This is a genomic window from Ruminococcus sp. N15.MGS-57 (genome assembly GCF_000980385.1).
Classification (GTDB): domain Bacteria; phylum Bacillota; class Clostridia; order Oscillospirales; family Ruminococcaceae; genus Hominimerdicola; species Hominimerdicola aceti.
In genome coordinates, this window is record NZ_LARF01000015.1 from 24,443 (window position 1) to 47,123 (window position 22,681).

The window sequence follows — 22,681 nt, forward strand, 5'->3', positions numbered from 1 at the left end:
ATGGCAAATAAAAAGGAATATACAAATGAAGATATAGTATCCCTTAAGGGGGAGGACAGAGTAAGAAAGCGTCCTGCGGTAATATTCGGCTCTGACGGACTTGAGGGCTGTAAACATTCTGTTTTTGAAATTCTTTCAAACTCTATAGATGAGGCTCGTGATGGTCATGGCGATAAGATAATCGTTACAAAGTACAATGACGATTCTATCGAGGTGGAAGACTTCGGACGTGGCTGTCCTGTTGACTATAACCAGCGTGAGAAAAAATATAACTGGGAGCTTGTTTACTGCGAGCTTTATGCAGGCGGTAAGTATAATAATAACAGCGGAGATAACTATGAATATTCGTTGGGCCTTAACGGACTAGGTGCTTGTGCGACGCAGTATTCATCTGAGTTTATGGACGTCGAGGTTTTCCGTGACGGATATAAGTATGACCTGCACTTTGAAAAGGGAAGAAACGTCGGCGGTCTTAAAAAGGAAGAAACAAAGCAGAAAAAGACAGGTACAAAGACACATTGGCGACCTGACCTTGAAGTTTTCACTGATATAAAAATTGAGAACGAATATTTGGAGGACGTTCTGAAAAAGCAGGCTGTAGTAAACCCTAATATCACATTTATCCTGCGTATACAGCGTGAGAACAATTCTTTTGAAGAAAAGACGTTCTATTATGAGAATGGTATCGCTGATTATGTTGCAGAGATAGCAGGTGAAAAGCCTCTGACCTCGGTGCAGTTTTTCACAGGCGACCGCAAGGGTCGTGACCGTGAGGACAAGGACGATTACAAGGTAAAGCTTTCTGTGGCATTCACTTTCTCTAATCAGGTAAAATGTCTTGAATATTATCACAATTCAAGCTTTCTGGAACATGGTGGCTCACCGGAGGACGCTGTAAAGAGTGCTTTTACATCTCAGATAAATGCTTATCTCAAAAGCAACAATAAGTATCTGAAAAACGAAAAGCCTATTACTTTTCAGGATATCGAGGATTGCTTGGTGCTTGTTTCAAGTTCGTTTTCTACACAGACTTCATATGCCAATCAGACAAAGAAAGCTATCACAAACAAGTTTATCAAGGAGTGCATGACAGAGTTCTTGAAGCACAATCTCGAGATATACTTTATTGAAAATCCTGACGAAGCGGTGAAGATAGCAGAGCAGGTTCTTGTAAACAAGAGAAGCCGTGAAAAGGCTGAGAAGTCAAGAATAGACCTGAAGAAAAAGCTTGCAGGCTCTATCGACCTTTCAAATCAGGTGCAGAAATTCGTTGACTGCCGTTCAAAAGACCTTTCTCAGCGTGAGCTTTATATCGTGGAGGGCGACTCGGCGCTCGGTTCTGTAAAAATGGCAAGAAATGCAGAGTTTCAGGCTGTTATCCCTGTGAGAGGAAAGATACTCAACTGTTTGAAAGCTGACTATGATAAGATTTTCAAGAACGAGATAATCACAGATCTTATAAAAGTCATAGGCTGCGGCGTTGAGGTCAAGACTGGCAAGAACAAGGAGATATCTATGTTCAATCTTGACAATCTTCGTTGGAACAAGATAGTTATCTGTACTGATGCCGATGTTGACGGCTTCCATATCAGAACGCTTATACTCACAATGCTTTACAGACTTGTGCCGACCCTTATTGAAAAAGGATATGTTTATATTGCGGAGTCACCGCTCTTTGAGATAACGACTTCCGACAAGACTTACTTTGCATATGACGAGAACGAAAAGACAAAGATACTCAAAATGATAGGCAATAAAAAGTTTGATATCCAGCGTTCAAAAGGTCTTGGCGAGAACGAGGCGGAGATGATGAGCCTTACGACAATGGACCCTGCCACAAGACGTCTTATAAAGATAGAGCCTGACGATATCGAGCAGACACAGTGGATGTTCGATATGCTCTTGGGTGACGATCTGCAGGGCAGAAAAGATTTCATCACCAATAATGGTGTTGATTATCTGGATATGGCAGATATTTCATAAGCTGTTTGAGGTGAGAGCATTATGGACGCAATTTTTATATGGTCGTCTGCGCTTGTGATATGTGTTGGACTTCCATTGTTTTTCACAGTAATAAATGTTATAAGGCTTTTTGAGAATGCACCTAAAGAATTGGACAGACCGCTGTTTGATGTGCTGACGGTGGTAATCGGTTCGCTGCTGTCTGTTTTTGACCTTGACGGGTTAGGTCTTGGCGTTGAATATGATGTTCCTCTAACTGTTCATGGGGAATTTCATACACCCATAGCAGGGGAGTATAGGTTTAGTTTTTTCTTCCTGTTTTTTATAGCTATGGTGTGCATTGTACTGTTGAGTGTTATAACAAAGAGAAAACCGCCGTTGTTTGCGGCTATGCTCATTGCAGGGGTGTATATGGGCAATGTGCTTGATATACTGCTGGTGATACAGCTTTTGAAGAATATGGATAACTTTTTCACGGTGATGATGTTGGTTTTTCCAATGAATTATATGCTTATGTCCGTAAGGCTCATTCGCCGTGAAATAAAGGCGCAGACGGGATATCTCAGCAATTCGGCGGAGAAAAGCGGCTTTATGGGCTGGCTTAATAAGCTTCTCACAAAAAGCCTTGGTTGGTATCTTATCAGCTTTGTGGCAATGATACCGCTCCTTGCGGTGATGCTTTTGATACTTGTTTTATTTGGACAGCGCCCTGACAGCATAGTAAAGGCTTTCACGGAAACAGCCGATTGGACGTTTTCTCAGCAGATACCTCCGCCGCCTGATTACTCACAAGGGCATTATCTTTGCACAGTTGCGGCAGGGGGACACGCTAAGCTCGTCAAACCTCAGCGAATGGGTCTGCGGCGTGGGGATAAGATAGTTGTGAACAGACAGCTTTGTGTTGCAAACGCATTTGAAGAGCTTATACAGGATAAGCTTCCACGTTTTCACAAATGTGTGAGAAGCTTTTACGATAAACACGGATATCCCATTTCACAGCATATATCGACGAAATTGCGTGCAGATGTGGTCTATATCCTTATGAAACCACTTGAATTTATTTTTATTGCGGTGCTGTATATGTTTGACGCCGATCCCGAAAGCAGGATCGCTATGCAGTATACAGGCAAAAAGTGCACCGACCTTACGAACTTTATGAAAGGATAGATTTTATGGCAAGAAAAAAGGCAGAGCCTAAAAAGACTGCTAAACCAAATAACAACGCATATATCGAGGGTGCAGGACTTGTTGCAGACGAAAAGATAACAATGTCCCTTGAAAAGAACTATATGCCGTATGCCATGAGCGTTTTGGTATCAAGAGCGTTCCCAGAGATAGACGGCTTTAAGCCTTCACACAGAAAATTGCTTTATACCATGTATAAAATGGGACTTTTAAACGGAAAGCTCACAAAGTCTGCCAATATCGTTGGTGCGACCATGAGGCTCAATCCTCACGGAGACGGCGCTATATATGAAACCATGGTAAGACTTTCACAGGGCAATGAAGCGCTTTTGCACCCATATGTAATGAGCAAGGGTAACTTCGGTAAGGCATATTCAAGAGATATGGCTTATGCTGCCTCACGATACACTGAGGCAAAGCTCATGCCTATCTGTCAGGAGCTTTTCGGAGATATAGACAAGGACACTGTGGATTTTGTTCCTAACTATGATAACACCACCACAGAGCCGACCTTGCTTCCTGCTACTTACCCGTCAATACTTGTTAATGCAAACGTTGGTATAGGCGTTTCTATGGCTTCATCAGTTTGTCCGTTCAATCTCAGCGAGGTTTGCGAGACAACTATCGGACTTATGAAAAATCCTGATTTCAACGCTCTTGAAACGCTGAAAGGACCTGACTTTCCGGGCGGTGCTTCACTTCTCTATGATGAGGAAGAGCTTGATAAGATATACCGCACAGGAAAAGGCTCTGTTAAGCTGAGAGCAAAATATCAGTATGACAAGGAGTCAAGGTGTCTTGAGATCGTTGAGATACCTGCCACTACCACAGTTGAAGCAATAATCGAGAAGATAATCGCTCTCGTTAAGGCAGGCAAGATAAGAGAGGTATCATATATCCGTGATGAAACGGATATTAACGGTCTGAAAATAGGTATAGATATCAAAAAGGGCGTAGACCCTGATAAGCTTATGCAAAAGCTTTATAAGCTGACACCGCTTCAGGACTCATATTCATGCAATTTCTATATACTTGTTCACGGCTATCCAAGAATAATGGGCGTTTATGATATAATTAAAGAATGGGTAGCGTTCAGAATGGATTGCGTTCGACGCAGAACAAGATTTGATCTTGCAAAGAAGAAAGACAAGCTCCACCTTCTGAAAGGTCTTGGAAAGATACTCCTTGATATAGACAAGGCTATAAAAATAATCAGGGAGACAGAGGAAGAAACTGAAGTCGTTCCAAACCTGATGATAGGCTTCGGCATTGATGAGATACAGGCTGATTATGTGGCTGAAATAAAGCTCAGACACCTTAACCGTGAGTATATCCTCAAAAGAACTGCCGAAACTGAGGACCTTGAAAAAGCTATTGCAGAGCTTGAAGATATTCTTGGAAGCGACAGAAAAATAAAGAATATCATCATTTCCGAATTAAAGGAAGTTTCAAAGAAGTATGGTCAGCCAAGAAAAACTCAGTTCTATTATAAGACTGATATCGAGGAGATAGACATAGAGGACGATATCCCTGACTACGCCTGCAAGCTTTTCCTATCTCAAAGCGGTTATTTCAAGAAATGTACTCCGCAATCACTGAGAATGGCAAGCGAGCAGAAGTATAAAGAGGGCGACGGTCCGCTTCAGGAAATGGAAAGCACCAACAAAACGGAGCTTCTGTTCTTCTCGGACAAGGCGGCTGTGTATAAGACCAAGGTATCGCAGTTTGCCGACACAAAGGCAAGCTCTCTTGGCGACTATATTCCTGCAAAGCTTGGTTTTGATGACTGTGAGGGCGTTGTGTCCATGGTGAATACTGTGGATTATTCGGGCTATATGATATTCTGTTTTGAAAACGGAAAGGTGGCAAAAGTGCCGCTCAATGCCTATGAAACAAAGACCAACAGAAAGAAGCTTGCCAACGCTTATTCTGCAAAGGCTAAGCTTGTGGGAATGTTCTTTGTGCAGGATAACGCTGAGATAATGCTTCGCACAACTAACGGCAGAGCAATGATATTTGATACTGCACTTCTTATGCCTAAGTCCACGAGAGATACTATAGGCGTTCAGGTCATGACACTTAAGGCGAAGAATGCAGTTGTTGATAAGGCGTTTATCGTTGACGATGAGACAGCAGCAGGCCTTTCAAAATATCGCAGCAAAACGATACCTGTTGCAGGCTGTTTTGCAAAGGATATCGAAGATCCAGACCAGATGCACTTCTGATATATGTTTTTTACAGCGGATAGACTTCTGTCCGCTGTTTTTCGTTTGTTGACTTTTTACAGAGATTATGGTATACTTGTTTTGAAAAAGTGTGCAAATGCACGGATGTTGCAAACGGGAGTTGTTTTTATGGAGTGTCCTAAATGCCACAAGTCAGTTGACGATGATGACATTTTCTGTCCTAACTGTGACACTAGATTAAGACCAGACAAAAATACATCTATCATGAAGCGTTTCAAAAAGCAGAATAAACCGCTAAACGTAGAAATAGTGGGTGAGAAAAAACATAAATTGTCTGAAAGCAAGCTCAAGCTTATTCTTATAACAGTGGCGGTAGTGCTCCTTGTGGTGCTTGTCGTCCTTATCGTTGTGAATATTATAAGCGGAAAGGGTGAAAACACCGCTGAGAGCATTTCTGAATATATCGGCGTAGATGTTGCAAAGGCTCAGAAAAAGCTTGATATGCACTTTAAGGACGAATCGGTTTTTCAGGGAGTGAACAATGCACTGAATTTTGATTATATCATTGAGTCTGATGACAGTGTTAATGTTGATGGCATAAATTATCCTGAATGGGCGGCACTTGTTACTGTTGATGATGAAGAACGTATACAAACTGTAAAATATTCAAATTTCAAGGTGCTTAAAAACAATGCAAACGGTGAAAAAAAGAGTAAAGCTATCAACCTTGATAAGTTTGAACAAGGAGCAAAGTGGAGTGGCTTGTCAGATGCCATAGACCTTGAATATTACGGCATCGTATGGTCAAAAGACACTAAAAATTATATATACCGCTATTGGTATGAGAATGACGCAGGTGATGATCAGCCTGTGGTGCTTAATGTAACGTTCGATACGGATAATAAGTATCTGTATTATTCTTCTACGCTTATTTATCCTGAGTATCTGTAAAAGGGTCATAATGTTACAAAAGAAATACAAATTGTTGCGTAAATTCTACAATTGCACAAAAAAACTTGACTTATGCTCGGTTTGTTGCTAATATAAATTGATGAATAACGTAAAAAGGAGGTTCGGTATGGATCCTAGTACTAAATTATGTATGGGCTGTATGAACGAACTTGGTTCTGACGGTCGCTGTCATTATTGTAGCTATACCGACGATATCCCGCATTTACAGGCTTATCTTGCACCGAGAACAGTGCTTGACAACAGATATATAGTCGGAAAAATGCTTTCATATAATGGTGAGGGTGCGTCTTACATTTGCTACGATATGGTTGGCAAATGCAAGTGTGTGGCAAGAGAGTATATGCCTGACACTCTTTGCGAAAGAGATAGCGAAAGTCAGCGACTTGTGGTGAATCCAGATTGTCTGGCTAAGTATAAGACATTTATGTCTGAGTTTGCAGACGTGAACAAAGTTCTTTCACGCATGAGAAATCTTCAGCATATCGCCACGGCAAAGGATATGTTTTGCGAGAATAATACGACCTATGTCATACTCGAATATGTGGAGGGCGTGACGCTAAAGAAATTTTTACAGTCAAATACAGGCTTTCTCACATGGGAACAGGTCAAAAAGCTTTTTGTGCCATTGTTTACAACATTGAGCATTATACATAATGCAGGTATCATACACAGGGGAATATCTCCTGAAAATATTATTGTTACAACTGATTGTGAGCTTAAACTTACAGGCTTTTGCATAAGTTCTATAAGAACATCTAATACAGGGCTTTCTCCTGAGTTCTATTCAGGATATACCGCCCCTGAGCAATATTCTTCGTTAGAATGGCAGGGCACATGGACTGACGTTTATGCACTTGCTGCAGTTCTTTATAGAATACTAACAGGCTGTATGCCCCTTGATGCTTATACCCGTACAAAGAATGATACTATGGTCGAAGCTTGCAGAGTCAATCCGAGAATACCACAGCATATCTCACGAGTTCTTTCAAGAGCTATGAGAGTTCGTGGCGAAGAAAGAATACAGACAGTTTCAGAGCTTGTTACTGCACTTTTTGAGCAGCATACAACGCATATGGAACACCCTAAGGGTTCAACTCAGACTATTCCTATACAGCATGTTCCAAGACAAAGAACGCAGTCAAGGCAAATGCCACAGCAGACTCGTGAGGAAGAAAAGCCTAAGAATAAAACGGCTACGATAATAGGCTGGACGGTGCTTGTGATAGTGCTTTTGCTTTCAGTTTTTCTGCTATATGAGTTGTTTTCAGGTCCGTCGGACAGCAATAATGATTCGTCTGAGGATAAGGTCATTTCTTCTGATGATGCAGATGGAGTTGACAGCGAGGTATTCGTTTACAGCACCACAGTTGCTACGCCTAAGGTGACTGATGCTGAAAGTCAGTCAGAATATGGCTATGGCGCTATAATGCCTAACGTTGTGGGTCTGGAATACAATACTGTTGTAAAACAACTTGGTGAGGATTTTACTATCAAGGCTGAATATTATTATTCTGATGTTGACGATAAGGACGTTGTTAAAGAGCAGAGCATACCAGAGGGTACTGATTTTGATCCGTCTTTGAAAAATGAGCTTGTTCTTAAAGTATGTGCAGGCCCTGAAAATGTTCCTGTTCCTGATTTCTCTGGCCTGTCGAAGAAGGCTTACCTTGAGCTGCTTGATTCTTATAATATCAAGTATAAGGTCGTTACCGATTTCTCAAGCTCTGTTTCTGCAGGATATGTTATGGCGACAAGCGTTAATGTTGGAAACACTGTGAATGTTAAAAATGGTGATGTGCTTACAGTTACAGTTTCCGCAGGTCTTGTGACTACGACCACTACAACAAAGGCAACAGAGCCTAAACCTGATACGAACACAGGCAGCTCTTCTGAAACAACACCAGTTCCGGCTGTTGCGCCTGCTGAATAACGAAAACGTTTAATAAAATGTTAAAAAATAAACAAAGCCCTTGACAATTCAGGGGCTTTGTGCTATGCTCATTATAGATTATTAGGAAAGTAACAGGATAAATTGTTTCCTGGTTTGGAGGTATTTTACATGGCTAAGAAAATTGGTGTACTTACCAGCGGAGGAGATGCTCCGGGAATGAACGCTGCTGTCAGAGCAGTATGCAGAGCTGGTCTTGCAAAGAGTATGGAAGTCGTAGGTATCCTCAGGGGATATAACGGCCTTCTTAACGGTGAAGTTATTGAGATGAATGCAAGAACTGTTTCAGGCATAATCCAGAGAGGCGGTACTTGTCTTTATACTGCAAGATGTCCTGAATTCAGAGATATCGAGGGCGTAAAGAAGGGCAGAGATAAGTGTCTTGAAATGGGTCTTGACGGTATCGTAGTTATCGGTGGTGACGGCTCATTCAGAGGTGCGGCTGACCTTTCAGCACAGGGTATCCCATGTATCGGTCTGCCTGGTACTATAGACAACGATATTTCATGCACAGAATATACTATCGGTTATGACACAGCTATGAACACAGCTATGGAAATGATCGATAAGATCAGAGATACAGCACAGTCACATGACAGATGTTCAGTAGTTGAGGTAATGGGCAGAAACGCTGGTCACATTGCTATCAACGTTGCTGCTGCTGTAGGCGCTGAGGCTGTTATCACACCTGAGAAGCCTTATGACCTCAATGCTATTGCTCAGAAGATGGAGCAGACAAAGAAGTCAGGCAAGACACATTTTATCATTGTAGTTGCTGAGGGTGTTGGCAAGACAGAGTATATCACAAGAACTCTTCAGGATATTACTGGTGTCGAGTCAAGAGCTACTATTCTCGGTCATGTTCAGAGAGGTGGCTCTCCTACAGTAAGAGATAGAGTTGTCGCAACTGAAATGGGCTATCACGCTGTTGAACTGCTAGAGCAGGGCATTGGCAACAGAGTTGTTGGTATGAAGGACAACAAGATATATGATGTAGATATTCAGGAGGCTCTTTCAATGAAGAAGCCTTTCGAGGAGGAGCTTTACAAGATCCTCAATGAAACTGCATTCTAATTTTTCATGAGGTCTGAGTCTTTAAGACTTTGACATATTACAGAGTAGAAAACTGAGCGTTAAGTGTCCGTCGGACGGGGAGTTGCCGTCGGAACGAAAAAGGCAGAATCTTTGCGGTTCGGTTTTCGCATCCCGCTGAATGTGTAATTGAAGCTTTTTATAGCGGCTCTGCACATCCCGCATGGGTAGTGTGCAGAGCTGTTTTTATGCTCCGTTATGCACAAAGCGACAAGCTCGCAGAATAAGGAGGTAAATTTATGAAGAGCTTCGGAAGAATGTTCTATGACTCTTTCAAGTCACTGAAAGATCTTAGAACATTGACAACAGCAGGAATACTGATAGCGTTGGCGTTTGCTATCAGATCATTTTCCATTGAGGTAACGCCTGACTTGAGGATTGGTTTCACTTTTCTTGCAACCTGTACTATAGGTATGCTTTACGGACCTGTGGTATGTGGAATGTCTACATTTGTGCTAGACTTTCTAGGATATATAGTGCAGAACAAATCTCCGAGAGCCTACAGCCCACAGCTTGCAATGGTAGTTATTATTTCAGGTATCATCTACGGCTGTCTGTTATATAAGTGCGATTTTAACAACAAAAAGCTTCAAAGCTACATAAGGATCGCAATTGCAAGAGGAAGTGTTATACTTTTCTGTAATATAGGACTTAATTCTTATTTCCTGTATACACTTTATGTAAACAAGACTTTTGGCATCACAAACCTCACCAAAGAAGGAATGAGCGGTTTTCTTACATACTGCACACCGAGAATAGCGAAAAATCTTATCCAGCTCCCTGTGGATCTGATCTTGCTAATGATATTCCTGCCTGCTGTGAAGTTTGCTTATGAAAAAGTAAGAACACAGTTTGGACATAAAGCGACAAATATATGATTTAAAGCAGCGGCAGAAATGTCGCTGTTTTTTTGCGTGAAAATATACAAGAAAAATGGGGTACTAATGTGAAATTTAGGTGAAACACTTGAAATCCGTTGAGATTTAGTGTATAATTAAAATTAAGTTATTTTTAAGGCAGGCTTCTGCCTTTTATTCAGAAAGGTCTTGAGTGTATGATAAATGTTGGTTTTATCGGTGCAGGAAATATGGGCTATGCTATCATGAAAGGCATTGCAGGCAGTAAAATGGGTAAGGATATTCAGCTTTACGCTTTTGATAAATATGCTCCGATACTTGATAGACTTGACGAGCTTGGAACAGTAAAATGTTCAGGCTGTGCAGAGGTAGTTGAAAAGTCAGAATATGTTTTTCTTGCAATTAAGCCTCAGCAGCTTGACGAGGTGCTTGATGAGATAGCTCCTGCGGTAACGAAAGATACTGTCATAGTTTCTATATGCGCAGGCATTACAGATGATTATATCGCTTCAAAAACTGTGGCTGGCGCAAAGGTAGTGCTTGTTATGCCAAACACTCCTCTTCTTCTTGGGGAGGGCGCAACTGCTCTTTCACGCTCTGACAGCGTAACAGATGAGGAGTTTGAGCTTGTTTGCAATATCTTTGGCTCATGCGGTATGTACGCCGTCATATCAAAGGATAAAATGAAAGAGATAATAGCAATAAACGGCTCATCTCCTGCTTTTATCTATCTGTATGCTCAGGCATTCGTAGAGTATGCGAAGAGCGTTGACATCGATGAAACAGTTGCAAGAGATCTTTTTGCAAAGTCGCTTATCGGCTCTGCCAAAATGATAACTGACAGTGGCAAGTCACTTGACGAGCTTATTGAAATGGTATCATCAAAGGGTGGCACAACTATCGCTGGTCTTGAAAAGCTCCGTGAGGGCGGTCTGCCAAAGGCTGTTGAGGACTGCTGCAAGGCTTGCACTAAGAGAGCTTACGAGCTTTCAAAATAGTTATTTTTTCTGCACCGTGGCATATACATTACTCAAAGGAGTGATGTATAATGAACAGCGGGACAGGCATATACAAAAGCGGAGTTCTTGCATTTTTTGCAGGAGCTATCCTGATTGGTGCGCTTTTGGGTGCTGTTACTTTTTGCTTTATGGGCAGCGACGAGCTTTCAATGCTGTCGGTGTTTTCAAACAGCTTCGTTGACGTGAGGTCGTCAGGTGATCTTGAAGAAATTCTTGTGAGGTCTTTTTTCAGTTCGACTGTTTTTTTAGCAGTTGTGTTTTTGTCAGGTTTTTCTTCACTTGGACAGCCTTTAGCTGTTGCAGTATTGCTGTTACGTGGCATGGGCTGGGGTGTTGCAATGTCTCAGCTTTACAGCATTTACGGCGGACATGGTGCATTACTTTCAGCAATGTTTGTACTTCTTCCTGCGGTCATAACAGCGGCGGCACTTATGATAGCCGCAAGGGAAGCTGTCGCTATGTCAAATATCCTGCTGTGCATTGTTTTTTCTGAAGGACAGCATAGCGGTCTGCGACAGACGGTGCGGCTTTATGCTGTTAAGTTTCTTGTGCTTGAAGCGGTGGCGGCTGTTGCGGCTGCGCTTGAATGTCTGCTGACGATTATTTTTGCAGGACGAATTTAGTATACAGTATACAAAGAATGAAATAAAATTCGGGGCAATTTCGGGGACTATTAATTTTAAGGAGTGGTGTAATGTCTTTATTTGGTAATTACAATACCCCTGGCAGAGGTGTGCTTAAAGCACCTCAGGAGAAAAAGGGTATTTTTAAGTTTTTTGAAGTCTATGGCAGGCATATGTGGAAGCTTATGGAGCTTAATTTGCTGTATTTCGTTTTCTGCATACCGATGACGCTTATGGTCATACTTATGCTTATGACATCAAATCCAATATGGCTCTTACTGGCGATACCGTCAGTATTGGTAGGACCTGCAACGGCTGCAATGACAAAGGTTTGCCGAAATTATTCTCAGGAAAGAAATGCGTTTCTGCTACATGATTTCTGGGATTCTTTCAAGAAGAATTTCAAGCAGGGCACTATCATGGGTGCCATAGATATCATCTTCGCTATAGGATTTATGGTCGGGATTCCAATGTATAAATATTGGGCAGAGCAGAACTCCATGATATACATTCCGTTTGTTATCTGCATAAGCTGTCTTATTGTATTCTTCATGATGCACTTTTACATCTATCTTATGATAAGCTCCACTAACCTTAACATGAAGCAGATAATAAAGAACTCGTTTTATCTTGTGAGTCTTGGCATAAAGCAGTCTCTTTGGTCACTTCTGGCATCGCTTATCGTTATTGTTATGATGTATCTTTTCCTGCCATATTCTCTGTTCATATTGCCATTTTGGCCTCTTTCGTTCATATGCTTCGTGACTTGCTTCAATTGTTATCCTGTTATCAGAAAACACGTTATCCAGCCTTACTACGATCAGCGTGGTGAAAGCAATCCTGAGTTTGCATACAAGAATGCAGAACCTGACGAACAGCTCTTTGAGGATAGAGCGGCGGAAGAAACTCCTGTCAAGACCAAAGAGAGCAGAAAAAAAGGCAAAACAATCTCATAAAAAACATAAGGACAGCTCATTTGAACTGTCCTTTGTTTATGCTAATTATTTTTCGATCTCGCCAAGTGAAAGCGCTTTGAGATAAGCGTTTATGAAACCGTCCAGGTCGCCGTCCATAACAGCGTTTACATTGCTGTTTTCAAAACCCGTTCTGTGATCTTTTACAAGAGTGTATGGCATGAAAACATAGGAACGTATCTGAGCACCCCATGCGATCTCTTTCTGAACACCCTTGATATCCTCTATCTTCTCTAGATGTTCACGCTCTTTTATTTTGATAAGCTCTGCTTTGAGCATTTTCATTGCATAATCCCTGTTCTGGAACTGTGAACGCTGTGTCTGGCATGATGTAACGATGCCCGTTGGTATGTGGGTAAGTCTTACGGCTGATGACGTTTTGTTGATGTGCTGTCCACCTGCACCGCTTGCACGATAAACGTCCATTTTAATGTCCTCAGGACGGATATCTACTTCGATTGTATCGTCTATTTCAGGCATAACGTCCACCGCTGAGAATGACGTGTGTCTGCTTCCTGAGCTGTCGAAAGGTGAGATACGCACAAGTCTGTGTATTCCTGCTTCGCTTTTAAGATAGCCATAAGCGTTTTCACCCTCCACGATAACGGAGGCACTCTTCATGCCAGCCTCTGCACCCTCGAGATAATCAAGAGTAGTCATTTTGAAGCCGTGACTTTCACACCATTTGTGATACATCCTGAAAAGCATTTCGCTCCAATCCTGCGCCTCAGTTCCGCCTGCTCCTGCATGAAAGTTGATGATAGCGTTGTTGTGATCATACTCGCCTGTGAGCAGAGTGTCAAGCTGTGCGGCGTCAAGACCCTCTTTTAGAGTTTTAAGCTCAGACTGTATTTCGTCGATCATGTCCTCGTCACCCTCATCGGCTGCCATTTCAATAAGCACTTCGATATCCTCAAATGACGACTTGAATTTATTGTATTTTTCCAGCTTGCCCTCAAGATTTCTTGTTTCCTGCAAAACCTTCTGTGATTTCTCCATGTCGTCCCAAAAATTAGGCTCTGCGGCTTTTTCGTGAAGCTCTGCAATCCTTTCCTGAGAACGTTCAATATCGTATACGTCATGCAGCTCGCTGATGATAGGTCTAAGAGCTTCAAGCTCTGACTTTAAGTTTTCTAAAAATACCATATCTTTTTCTCCTTATTTTATATCATTATATATTATAAAACTTTTTTTGTGAAAAGTAAAGGAAAAATATAAAAAAACTATAGCATTTTCCTGAAAGTTGTGCTATAATATTATTTAAAGGCTTTAAAAAGCCTGTTTCAGCAAGAAAGGAAACCCGATATGGCTAATTATACAGGAAAAAAATGCTTTTCCTGCGGAGAAGTATTCAAAGATGGTGACGATATAGTTGTATGTCCTGAGTGTGGCACACCTTATCATCGTGAGTGTTATCTCAAAGAAGGAAAGTGCATAAATGACACTTTGCATGAAAGTTGTCAGAGCTGGGAGCAAACTCAGGAGAGTGTAGAAAGTGAGAATATACGCTGTATACGCTGCGGTTTTGAAAATCCGCCTGACAAGCTGTTTTGTGAAAAGTGCGGAACACCGCTTACGAAAAATGATACTGAGGAACGTCCATTCAACGACATGGACACGCAAAATAACGCTCAGCAGACCGGCCCTGACGGACAGCCTTACGGTCCGTTTGGCAGACAGGTTGTATTTGATAAGGACTCAGATCTTGAAGGCATTAAACTAGATGACTATGCAAAATTTGTAAAGACAAATCCGCTCATATTCTTGTCTAACTTTATACGTTTTGGTAAATTTGGTGGAAAGATTTCCATAAACTTTGCGGCTTTTCTTTTTCCACACCTATATTTTCTGTTTAGAAAAATGAATCTTGTGGGTATCATCATGCTTGTGGCTACAGCACTGCTCAATATCCCTACTGCGATAGAATATCTTAGTGCAGGAACAATGGGTTTCTCGCTTGATATCGGCATCGATGTGACCGGAAGGGTTTTTCAGGGCATTTCCGCTGCGACATGGTATGTTTCAATGGCACTTCAGTTTGTGGCAGGCTTTTTCGGCAATTATATGTATTATAAGTTTGCACAAAAAAAGATCCGTGAGATAAGGTCGGAGGACGGCACTGAGCAGGAGATAGCCGAAAAGATAGTAGCAAAGGGCGGTACGTCATGGGGGGCTGTTATTCTTGGCTTTGCCGTTTATTCTGCGATAGTTGTGTTTGGCATTTTTGGTGTTACAAAGATATTTGCATGATTTTACAAAAAGTTCATAAAAAAACGCAAGTGACACTTGACAGATAATCGGTCTTGTGTTATAATAATTGAGTTATCCTTGCTTGTGCAAATTGCGGCACAGGCGAAATCCAAAAGGAGGTGCAAATGCAATGGCAAAAATTAATGAGTCTTATGAGGCTATGGTAATTTTCAGCTCTAAGCTTGACGAGGAGGCTGTAAACGCACTCACAGCTAAGTTCAATGACTTGATCGAGGCAAACGCAAGTGACGTTACACTTAGTAATTGGGGCAAGCGTAAGCTGGCTTATGCTATCAATTATGAAACAGAAGGTACTTATGTACTGTGGTCATTCACATCTACGCCTGAGTTTCCAGCTGAGCTTGAGAGAATTCTTGGTATCACAGACGGCGTGATCCGTTTCTTAGTAACGGTCAAGTAAAACTGCGAAAGAGGGAAAAGTTATGCTTAACAGAGTTATTTTAATGGGTAGGATCACTCAGGATCTTGAAGTAAGACAGACTCCTAGTGGAAATGCAGTTTTGAGATTCAATGTTGCAGTTGACAGACCAGTCCGTCAGGGTGCTGAAAGGCAAACTGATTTTATTACTTGCACTGCTTGGGGGCAGAGAGCTGAATTTATCAACAGATACTTTTCAAAGGGCAGAATGATCGCTCTTGAAGGTCAGATAAGAACAGGTTCTTATGATGACAAGAATGGTGTAAAGCATTATACAACTGAGGTCAATGTTGACAGTGTGTCTTTCACAGGTGAACCAAAACAGCAGGGAGCAGGTAACTATTCCAATAACTACGGAAATGGTGGTTATCAGCAGAATAATTACCAGCAGAACAATGGTGGATATTCACAGCCTGCAAACAATTCTAATCAGAATAACTATAACAATGCTCCATCAAATGACGCTTTGTCCATTGGTGACCTTGATGATTTTGAAGAAGTATTGACCGATGACGGAGTACCGTTCTAAGCAGAGGAGTTTTGAAAAAATATTTCTCTAAGGAGGGAAATTTACCATGGAAAAGGAAAGAAATACAAGCAGACCTATGAAGAGAGGTCGTAAGAAGGTTTGTATGTTCTGTGCAGACAGAGCTGAAAAGATCGACTATAAGGATATCGCAAAGCTTAGAAAGTGCATGACAGAGAGAGCTAAGATCCTCCCTAGACGTGTAACTGGCACTTGTGCTTATCATCAGAGAGAACTTACAACAGCTATCAAGAGAGCACGTCATGTGGCACTTCTTCCATATGTAGCTGACTAATAGTGTTTTCTATTTTGAGGTACCTTTATAGGTGCCTCTTTTTGTTAAGGGGAAGTTTCTGAGTGGGGCTTGCAAATGTATCATAAATGTGATATTATATACTAAAGCTGTATAACAAAGCATTACAGTATTTGTAGAGCTGTAAGGAAATGGAGCAACTATGAAAGATAAAACTGATGTTAAAATAAATAATATTATGCCGTGTGTTCCAACGAGAGATCTGGTAGTTTTTCCTGGAATGTCTATGCATTTTGATGTTGGCAGACCAAGAACTATAAAGAGCATGAAAAATGCCATGGACGGCGATCGATTTGTTTTTCTTTGTGCGCAAAAAGACGTTTATCTTGAAATGCCTGAAAAAAAGGATATGTTCAAGGTGGGTACTGTAGCAAAGGTAAGACAGATCGTTAAAGCACCTGATGGAATATACAGATGCTATGTAGAAGGTCTGCGTAAAGCGAGACTTGCTGAGTTTTATCAGTATGATGATTGCTATGAAGCTGATGTAAGACTTGTACCAAATTATTCAAAGGATAGGCTTGACGAGGACGAACAACTTGCTGTTTTTCGTTCGGTCTTAGATGAGTTTGAAGAGTATGTTAAGGTGGTTCCTAAAATGCCTGAAGAGCTTTATGCCCAGATACTCGGTTCTAAAACGCCTGTTCAACTTTTTGAAAGTTTGGCATTTAATATTCCGTTAGCTTTTACTGACAGACAGTCGCTTCTTGAAGCCCCATCTGCTTTAGATAAGCTAATTCTTATGATCACTATTCTTTCACGAGAGACCAATGTTTTATCTCTTGAAAGAAGGATACATAGTCAGGTCCATTCTCAGATAGAAGAAAGTCAGCGCGAATACTATATTCGTGAGCAGATCAAGGCGTTACAGAATGAGTTGGGTGAAAATGAAGACGGCTCAGATGTAAATGAGATCGATGAGTACACACATAGGATAGATTCACTTATACTGTCCGAAGAAGTTCGTGATAAGCTTATGGGCGAGGTCAGGAAGCTTTCCAAGATGGGTATGATGTCACAAGAGGGTGTTGTGCTGAGAAATTATCTCGACACAGTGCTTGCATTGCCGTGGAATGCTGTCACAAAGGATAGGACAGACGTTAAAAAGGCAAAGCAGATACTTGACAAGGATCACTATGGCATGGCAAAGGTCAAGGATAGAATACTTGAAAATCTTGCTGTAAGAGCGCTTACTCCTGATGTCAAGGGGCAGATCCTCTGTCTTGTTGGTCCTCCAGGCGTTGGCAAAACGTCAGTGGCAAAGTCTGTTGCTAGAGCACTTAATCGAAACTTTGTAAGGGTCTCATTGGGCGGTGTTAAGGACGAAAGTGATATCAGAGGTCACAGAAAGACGTATGTTGGTGCAATGCCAGGAAGAATAATGAATGCCATGAAGCTTGCAGGAAGTAAAAATCCTGTCGTTCTTCTTGATGAGATAGACAAGATGAGCAATGATTTCAGGGGCGATCCATCGTCTGCTATGCTTGAGGTTCTTGACAGCGAGCAGAACAATGCTTTCAGAGATCATTATATTGAAGTGCCATTTGATCTAAGTGATGTGCTGTTTATTACAACTGCAAATACTCTCGATACTGTTCAAGCACCTCTTCTCGACCGTATGGAGGTCATAGAGTTGTCTAGCTATACTAGGGAGGAGAAGTTCCATATTGCAAAGGAACATCTTATTAAAAAGCAGGAAGGTAAGAACGGTCTTAAAGCATCTCAGATACGCATCTGCAATGATGCTATTTATAAGCTTATAGACAGCTACACAAGAGAGGCTGGCGTGAGAAATCTTGAAAGACAGATAGGCTCGCTTTGCCGAAAGGCTGCTAAGGAGATAGTTGAAGACGGCGTTAAGAAAGTTACTTTCAAGGCGGATAATCTTGAAAAATATCTTGGCCATGAGAAATATCTCCCTGATGTTGTATCAGATAAAGATGCTGTTGGCTCTGTAAATGGTCTGGCATGGACGTCAGTGGGCGGAGTTGTCATGCCTTTGGAAGTCCTTGTACTTGACGGAAAGGGCAGAATAGAGCTTACAGGCTCACTCGGCGACGTTATGAAGGAGTCTGCAAAGATTGCCGTAAGCTATTGCAGAAGCGTTGCTGACAAATATGGCATCGATAAAGACTTTTACGAGAAAAAAGATTTGCATATACACGCTCCCGAGGGTGCTGTGCCTAAGGACGGTCCATCTGCAGGTGTTACCATGATAACGGGCATTATCTCTGCATTGGGTAATATAAAAGTACGCAGTGACGTTGCTATGACAGGCGAGATAACTCTTAGCGGCAAAGTACTGCCTATAGGCGGTCTCCGTGAAAAGACTATGGCTGCATACAAGGCGGGGGTAAAGACTATTATTGTGCCTTTTGCTAATAAGGGCGATCTTGATGACGTTGACGATACAGTAAAGCTTTGTTGCGAGTTCGTGTTCGCAAAGACTATTCAGGATGTGCTTGACGTTGCACTTGTTCCAAACAGCAAAAATAATGTTCCGCTTGAACTCCTAAGCAAGAACGAGCCGGAGCGAAAAAAATTAACGGTATAGAAAGGGCCGCCTATGAATTATAACAAAGCAGAATTTTATACTTCCTTTGGAAAATTCTCACAGATACCCAAGTCTGACAGACTTGAATTTGCCTTTTCCGGCAGGTCGAATGTGGGAAAGTCGTCGCTGATAAACAAGCTTCTTAACAGAAAAAACTTGGCGAGAGTAAGCTCTATGCCGGGTAAAACTGTTACAATAAACTTCTTTTCGGTGGAGAATATCTATATCGTTGATCTGCCTGGATATGGCTATGCCAGCGTATCAAAGTCCGAGAAAAGGCAGTGGGGCAGTCTTATAGGAGGCTATCTTGATGACGGCAGCAGACAGCTTGCACTTGTTTTTCAGCTTGTGGATATGCGTCATCCGCCGAGCAAAGACGATCTGATGATGATAAATTATCTTATTGACGCTGAGATACCATTTATAATCGTGTTCACCAAGGCGGATAAGCTCAAGCCTAACGCCAGAAAAGCACGTATGGAAGCTTTCAAGACAGAGATACCATGCTTTGAGGACATCACCTGTGTGGAGTTCTCTGCTATCACAGGTGAGGGCGTAGATGAACTGAGGGCAATAATAGACGATATATCCGAGGGGGCTGAGATAACGCCACCAGAGAAACTAGAAAGCGATACAGAGGACGAAGAAGAGGAATACTACGATGATAAAGAGGATATTTCTGATGAGCCGAAGTCATTCGGCGGTTTTCTAACGCCTAATAGAAGAAAAAATTAAGAGTAAGTAAATAAAAAATTCATAATTCTCCTTTACATTTTTCATGACTTGTGTTAAAATATATTTATGGTTTAACACTTTACACCATGAAACGTAAAGGAGATTTTTTTCATGAAAGAGAAACTTGAGATCAAAAATTTAGACGATCTTTATGAAGCAGTGCTTTGTCTTGAAACTGTCGAGGAATGCAGGTTGTTTTTTAAAGATCTTTGCACTATACCTGAGCTGAAAGCACTTTCGCAGCGTTTTCAGGTTGCAAAAATGCTCACAAAGGATCATGTTTACAGCGATATAGTAAACGAAACAGGTGCTTCAACGGCAACTATAAGCCGTGTGAACCGCTCGCTTTCTTACGACGGCTCAGGCGGATATAATATCGTTTTTGACAGATTGGATAAGAAGGAAGATAAGTAATGAGCGGATACGGCAGATTTGCCTGTTACTATGATAAGCTTACAGAGAATGTCGATTACGGAAAAATTGCGGCACGGTGTCATGAGTTTATAAAACGATACAGTTCAGAGCATGAGGTAGTTTTGGATCTTGCCTGCGGCACAGGTTCGCTCAGTGAAGCACTTGCACGTCTTGATTATGATGTGGTAGGCGTTGATCTGTCGGATCAAATGCTGGAAGAAGCCATGGATAAGCGCTATGAAAGCGGTCTGAACATACAGTATCTTATGCAGGATATGACTGAGCTTGATCTGTATGGCGCAGTTGATGCTGTTGTTTGTGTTCTTGACAGCATAAATCACCTTGAAAATGAGGAAGCTGTCAGAAAGACTTTTGAGTGTGTATCAAAATTTACCTGCGATGGTGGACTTTTCATATTTGATGTAAATACTGTGTACAAGCACCGAGTGATCCTTGCAGACAATGCGTTCTGCTATGATCTTGATGGGCTTTTCTGTGCATGGCAGAATGAGCTTAATGATGATGACAGCGTGAGCATATATCTTGACTTCTTTGAGGAGCAGGAGGACGGCTCTTATTGTCGTTTTAGTGAGGATTTCACAGAGAGGATATATACGGACGAGTTTTTGAGCGAGCTTGTAAAGTCAAATGATTTTGAGCTTATAGAAAAGTATGACGGATTTGAGGACTCGCTAGTTAATGATAAAACGCAGAGAGTTCTTTATGTGTGCAGGAGAATAAACAGAGGGTGATTTTATGGGTAGAATAGTTAGAGTTATAAGTAAAGACGCTTCCGTTGTGTGCAGCGCTATCGACGGAAAGGATATTGTTTCACGCATTGAGGAGATACATAAAACTTCCGCTGTGGTCACGGCGGCACTTGGCAGACTTGCTATGGGTACTTCGCTCATGGGATTTGGACTTAAAGGCAAAGATGATTCTATTACTGTAAAAATGGACGGTGACGGTCCTACAGGTGCGCTTATATGCGTTTCTGACAGCATGGGAAATGTTAAGGCGTATGTACAAAATCCAGTGGTGGAACTGCCGCTTAACAATAAAGGCAAGCTTGATGTCAGAGGGGCTGTAGGCTCTAATGGTACGCTTAGTGTGGTCAAGGACATGGGACTTAAAGAGCCGTACTGCGGACAAGTGCCTATTGTTTCAGGCGAAATCGCAGAGGACATAACTAACTATCTTGCTGTCAGTGAGCAGGTGCCAAGCGTCTGCGCTCTTGGCGTACTTGTAAATCCAGATCTGACAGTGAATTGTGCTGGTGGATTTCTTATTCAGCTTTTGCCGTTTGCACCTGAGTCAGCTATAGATCAGATAGAGAAGAATATAAACGGAATGGAGTCTGTAACAAAGCTTATATGTGGTGGTATGACCACAGAAGCTATTGCAATGAAAGCCTTGGAGGGTCTTGAACCGAACGTTCTTGATGATTTTGAGGTTAATTATCGTTGCGATTGTTCGAGGGAAAGAGTAGAGAATGCTCTTATATCTTTGGGCAGGGCAGAACTTGAAGATCTTTCTAAAGATGGTGGTACTGACGTTGAGTGTCACTTCTGTGATAAGAAATATCACTTTACTCCTGAGGAGATTTTAGGGTTAATAAAAGAATAATATTTAATGAATATTTTATGTACACTATTCAAATGCCCGATAATAAAGCGTTTGCGGACTTAAACTTTTTTTGAGAAATTTCAAAAAAACTCTTGACAAATGGCTTTGGATAGTGTATAATAAATATCGTCGCTGAGAGATACAACTCAAAACGACAGCTAACGGGAGCATAGCTCAGCTGGGAGAGCATCTGCCTTACAAGCAGAGGGTCACAGGTTCGAGCCCTGTTGTTCCCACCAAGCGGACTTATAAAGTCCGCTCATATGGCCGGGTAGTTCAGCTGGTTAGAACGCTAGCCTGTCACGCTAGAGGTCGTGGGTTCGAGCCCCATTCCGGTCGCCAATACATTCCTTATGTATCAGGTTTCGGTATCTTGCATATAATATTGTAGATGCCACTAAATGCGGATTTAGCTCATCTGGTAGAGCGCCACCTTGCCAAGGTGGAGGTAGCGAGTTCGAGCCTCGTAATCCGCTCCAATATGGCGCTATAGCCAAGTGGTAAGGCATAGGTCTGCAACACCTTGATCCCCAGTTCAAATCTGGGTGGCGCCTCCAATGACTCACAGAGCTTCTGTTCTGTGAGTTTATTTTTTTGTCTAAATATAATAAACAATCCAAAGTGACAGCTGAGCGACGCACAGTTGTCACTTTTTGTATGAAAAGAACAAAGGAGCAAAGCAAAATGGACAAAAAGAGATAAGAAAAGGGAAATAAAGTGTAAAAAAAGCAGAAAGCAAAAAAAGGGGTTGACAAAAGGGCATAAAAGTGATAGAATAAACAAGTCGCCTCGAGAGAGAGCGATAGAGGAAGAAGCGAAACGAAGGTAAAAGGTTCGGGAGAACAGAAGAGACCTGAGGAGTAGCTCAAAAAGAACTTCACAAAAGAGTTCAAACGAATTCATAAAGAATTCACAAAGAAAAGTCTTGACAAAGCTTAGCTAATATGATACAATAGATAAGCTGATTTAAGACAGCGCATTAGAAAGCACGAAAAAATCGGAAGCC

At 41.7% G+C, this 22,681-nt stretch carries 20 protein-coding genes, 4 tRNA genes and 1 riboswitch; of the genes, 23 read left to right on the forward strand and 1 reads right to left on the reverse strand.

The window, feature by feature from the left end; translation table 11 throughout:
- The 10 genes from WS40_RS04460 to WS40_RS04505 all read left to right on the forward strand — a co-directional run bounded on the left by WS40_RS04460 (nt 1) and on the right by WS40_RS04505 (nt 12,800).
- Nucleotides 1-1,983, forward strand: a complete 1,983-nt coding sequence (locus WS40_RS04460) for a DNA gyrase/topoisomerase IV subunit B (protein WP_046440531.1) — start codon at nt 1-3, stop codon at nt 1,981-1,983.
- Between the two features lie 21 nt (nt 1,984-2,004).
- Complete coding sequence (locus tag WS40_RS04465) at nt 2,005-3,129, forward strand: DUF6688 domain-containing protein (protein WP_022287506.1); 1,125 nt, start codon at nt 2,005-2,007, stop codon at nt 3,127-3,129.
- A 5-nt stretch (nt 3,130-3,134) separates the two neighbouring features.
- Nucleotides 3,135-5,372, forward strand: a complete 2,238-nt coding sequence (locus tag WS40_RS04470; RefSeq protein ID WP_046440533.1) for a DNA gyrase/topoisomerase IV subunit A — start codon at nt 3,135-3,137, stop codon at nt 5,370-5,372.
- A 129-nt stretch (nt 5,373-5,501) separates the two neighbouring features.
- Entirely contained in the window at nt 5,502-6,284 is a 783-nt protein-coding gene (locus tag WS40_RS04475) for a zinc ribbon domain-containing protein (protein WP_046440535.1), read from the forward strand.
- 127 nt (nt 6,285-6,411) lie between these two features.
- Nucleotides 6,412-8,235 carry a protein kinase domain-containing protein gene (locus WS40_RS04480; RefSeq protein ID WP_325208414.1) on the forward strand — a complete coding sequence of 608 codons (1,824 nt, stop codon included), beginning with the start codon at nt 6,412-6,414 and terminating at the stop codon, nt 8,233-8,235.
- A gap of 129 nt (nt 8,236-8,364) precedes the next feature.
- Nucleotides 8,365-9,327: a 6-phosphofructokinase gene (gene pfkA / locus WS40_RS04485; RefSeq protein ID WP_046440537.1), complete on the forward strand. Its 963-nt coding sequence runs from the start codon at nt 8,365-8,367 to the stop codon at nt 9,325-9,327.
- Nucleotides 9,328-9,365: 38 nt separating this feature from the next.
- Nucleotides 9,366-9,467, forward strand: a riboswitch (THF riboswitch).
- Nucleotides 9,468-9,584: 117 nt separating this feature from the next.
- Nucleotides 9,585-10,223: a folate family ECF transporter S component gene (locus WS40_RS04490; protein ID WP_117864641.1), complete on the forward strand. Its 639-nt coding sequence runs from the start codon at nt 9,585-9,587 to the stop codon at nt 10,221-10,223.
- Between the two features lie 176 nt (nt 10,224-10,399).
- Nucleotides 10,400-11,200 (forward strand): pyrroline-5-carboxylate reductase, encoded by an 801-nt coding sequence (proC, locus tag WS40_RS04495; RefSeq protein ID WP_046440540.1) that lies wholly within the window; start codon nt 10,400-10,402, stop codon nt 11,198-11,200.
- A 50-nt stretch (nt 11,201-11,250) separates the two neighbouring features.
- Nucleotides 11,251-11,844, forward strand: a complete 594-nt coding sequence (locus WS40_RS11420) for a stage II sporulation protein M (RefSeq protein WP_215648942.1) — start codon at nt 11,251-11,253, stop codon at nt 11,842-11,844.
- 71 nt (nt 11,845-11,915) lie between these two features.
- The gene (locus tag WS40_RS04505; RefSeq protein ID WP_046440542.1) at nt 11,916-12,800 is read left to right on the forward strand and encodes a YesL family protein; all 885 of its coding nucleotides are present in this window, start codon (nt 11,916-11,918) and stop codon (nt 12,798-12,800) included.
- A 45-nt stretch (nt 12,801-12,845) separates the two neighbouring features.
- On the opposite strand, the gene prfB is transcribed toward WS40_RS04505, so the two are convergent.
- Complete coding sequence (gene prfB, locus WS40_RS04510) at nt 12,846-13,964, reverse strand: peptide chain release factor 2 (protein WP_022287515.1); 1,119 nt, start codon at nt 13,962-13,964, stop codon at nt 12,846-12,848.
- Between the two features lie 159 nt (nt 13,965-14,123).
- Here prfB and WS40_RS04515 point away from each other — a divergent pair, with 159 nt between their 5' ends.
- From WS40_RS04515 to WS40_RS04575, 13 genes are all read left to right on the forward strand, one after another.
- Complete coding sequence (locus WS40_RS04515; RefSeq protein WP_046440544.1) at nt 14,124-15,068, forward strand: RING finger protein; 945 nt, start codon at nt 14,124-14,126, stop codon at nt 15,066-15,068.
- Nucleotides 15,069-15,198: 130 nt separating this feature from the next.
- Nucleotides 15,199-15,489 carry a 30S ribosomal protein S6 gene (gene rpsF / locus WS40_RS04520; RefSeq protein ID WP_046440545.1) on the forward strand — a complete coding sequence of 97 codons (291 nt, stop codon included), beginning with the start codon at nt 15,199-15,201 and terminating at the stop codon, nt 15,487-15,489.
- A 22-nt stretch (nt 15,490-15,511) separates the two neighbouring features.
- Nucleotides 15,512-16,036, forward strand: a complete 525-nt coding sequence (locus WS40_RS04525; RefSeq protein WP_022287518.1) for a single-stranded DNA-binding protein — start codon at nt 15,512-15,514, stop codon at nt 16,034-16,036.
- 46 nt (nt 16,037-16,082) lie between these two features.
- Nucleotides 16,083-16,328, forward strand: a complete 246-nt coding sequence (gene rpsR, locus WS40_RS04530; RefSeq protein WP_022287519.1) for a 30S ribosomal protein S18 — start codon at nt 16,083-16,085, stop codon at nt 16,326-16,328.
- A gap of 160 nt (nt 16,329-16,488) precedes the next feature.
- A complete protein-coding gene (lon, locus tag WS40_RS04535) occupies nt 16,489-18,900 on the forward strand; it encodes an endopeptidase La (RefSeq protein ID WP_138339010.1) in 2,412 nt (803 codons plus the stop codon).
- A 12-nt stretch (nt 18,901-18,912) separates the two neighbouring features.
- Nucleotides 18,913-19,635, forward strand: a complete 723-nt coding sequence (yihA, locus tag WS40_RS04540) for a ribosome biogenesis GTP-binding protein YihA/YsxC (protein ID WP_041337343.1) — start codon at nt 18,913-18,915, stop codon at nt 19,633-19,635.
- A 111-nt stretch (nt 19,636-19,746) separates the two neighbouring features.
- Nucleotides 19,747-20,049: a YerC/YecD family TrpR-related protein gene (locus WS40_RS04545; protein WP_041337345.1), complete on the forward strand. Its 303-nt coding sequence runs from the start codon at nt 19,747-19,749 to the stop codon at nt 20,047-20,049.
- Nucleotides 20,049-20,801 (forward strand): class I SAM-dependent DNA methyltransferase, encoded by a 753-nt coding sequence (locus WS40_RS04550; protein WP_046440548.1) that lies wholly within the window; start codon nt 20,049-20,051, stop codon nt 20,799-20,801. Before WS40_RS04545 ends, WS40_RS04550 begins: the two co-directional genes overlap by 1 nt.
- A 4-nt stretch (nt 20,802-20,805) precedes the next feature.
- Nucleotides 20,806-21,675, forward strand: a complete 870-nt coding sequence (gene hslO, locus WS40_RS04555) for an Hsp33 family molecular chaperone HslO (protein ID WP_022287524.1) — start codon at nt 20,806-20,808, stop codon at nt 21,673-21,675.
- A 163-nt stretch (nt 21,676-21,838) separates the two neighbouring features.
- Nucleotides 21,839-21,914 (forward strand) — tRNA-Val (locus WS40_RS04560).
- A gap of 26 nt (nt 21,915-21,940) precedes the next feature.
- Nucleotides 21,941-22,017 (forward strand) — tRNA-Asp (locus WS40_RS04565).
- Between the two features lie 61 nt (nt 22,018-22,078).
- Nucleotides 22,079-22,154: transfer RNA gene (locus tag WS40_RS04570), tRNA-Gly, on the forward strand.
- 4 nt (nt 22,155-22,158) lie between these two features.
- A tRNA-Cys gene (locus WS40_RS04575) sits at nt 22,159-22,232 on the forward strand.
- Nucleotides 22,233-22,681 lie beyond the last annotated feature (449 nt).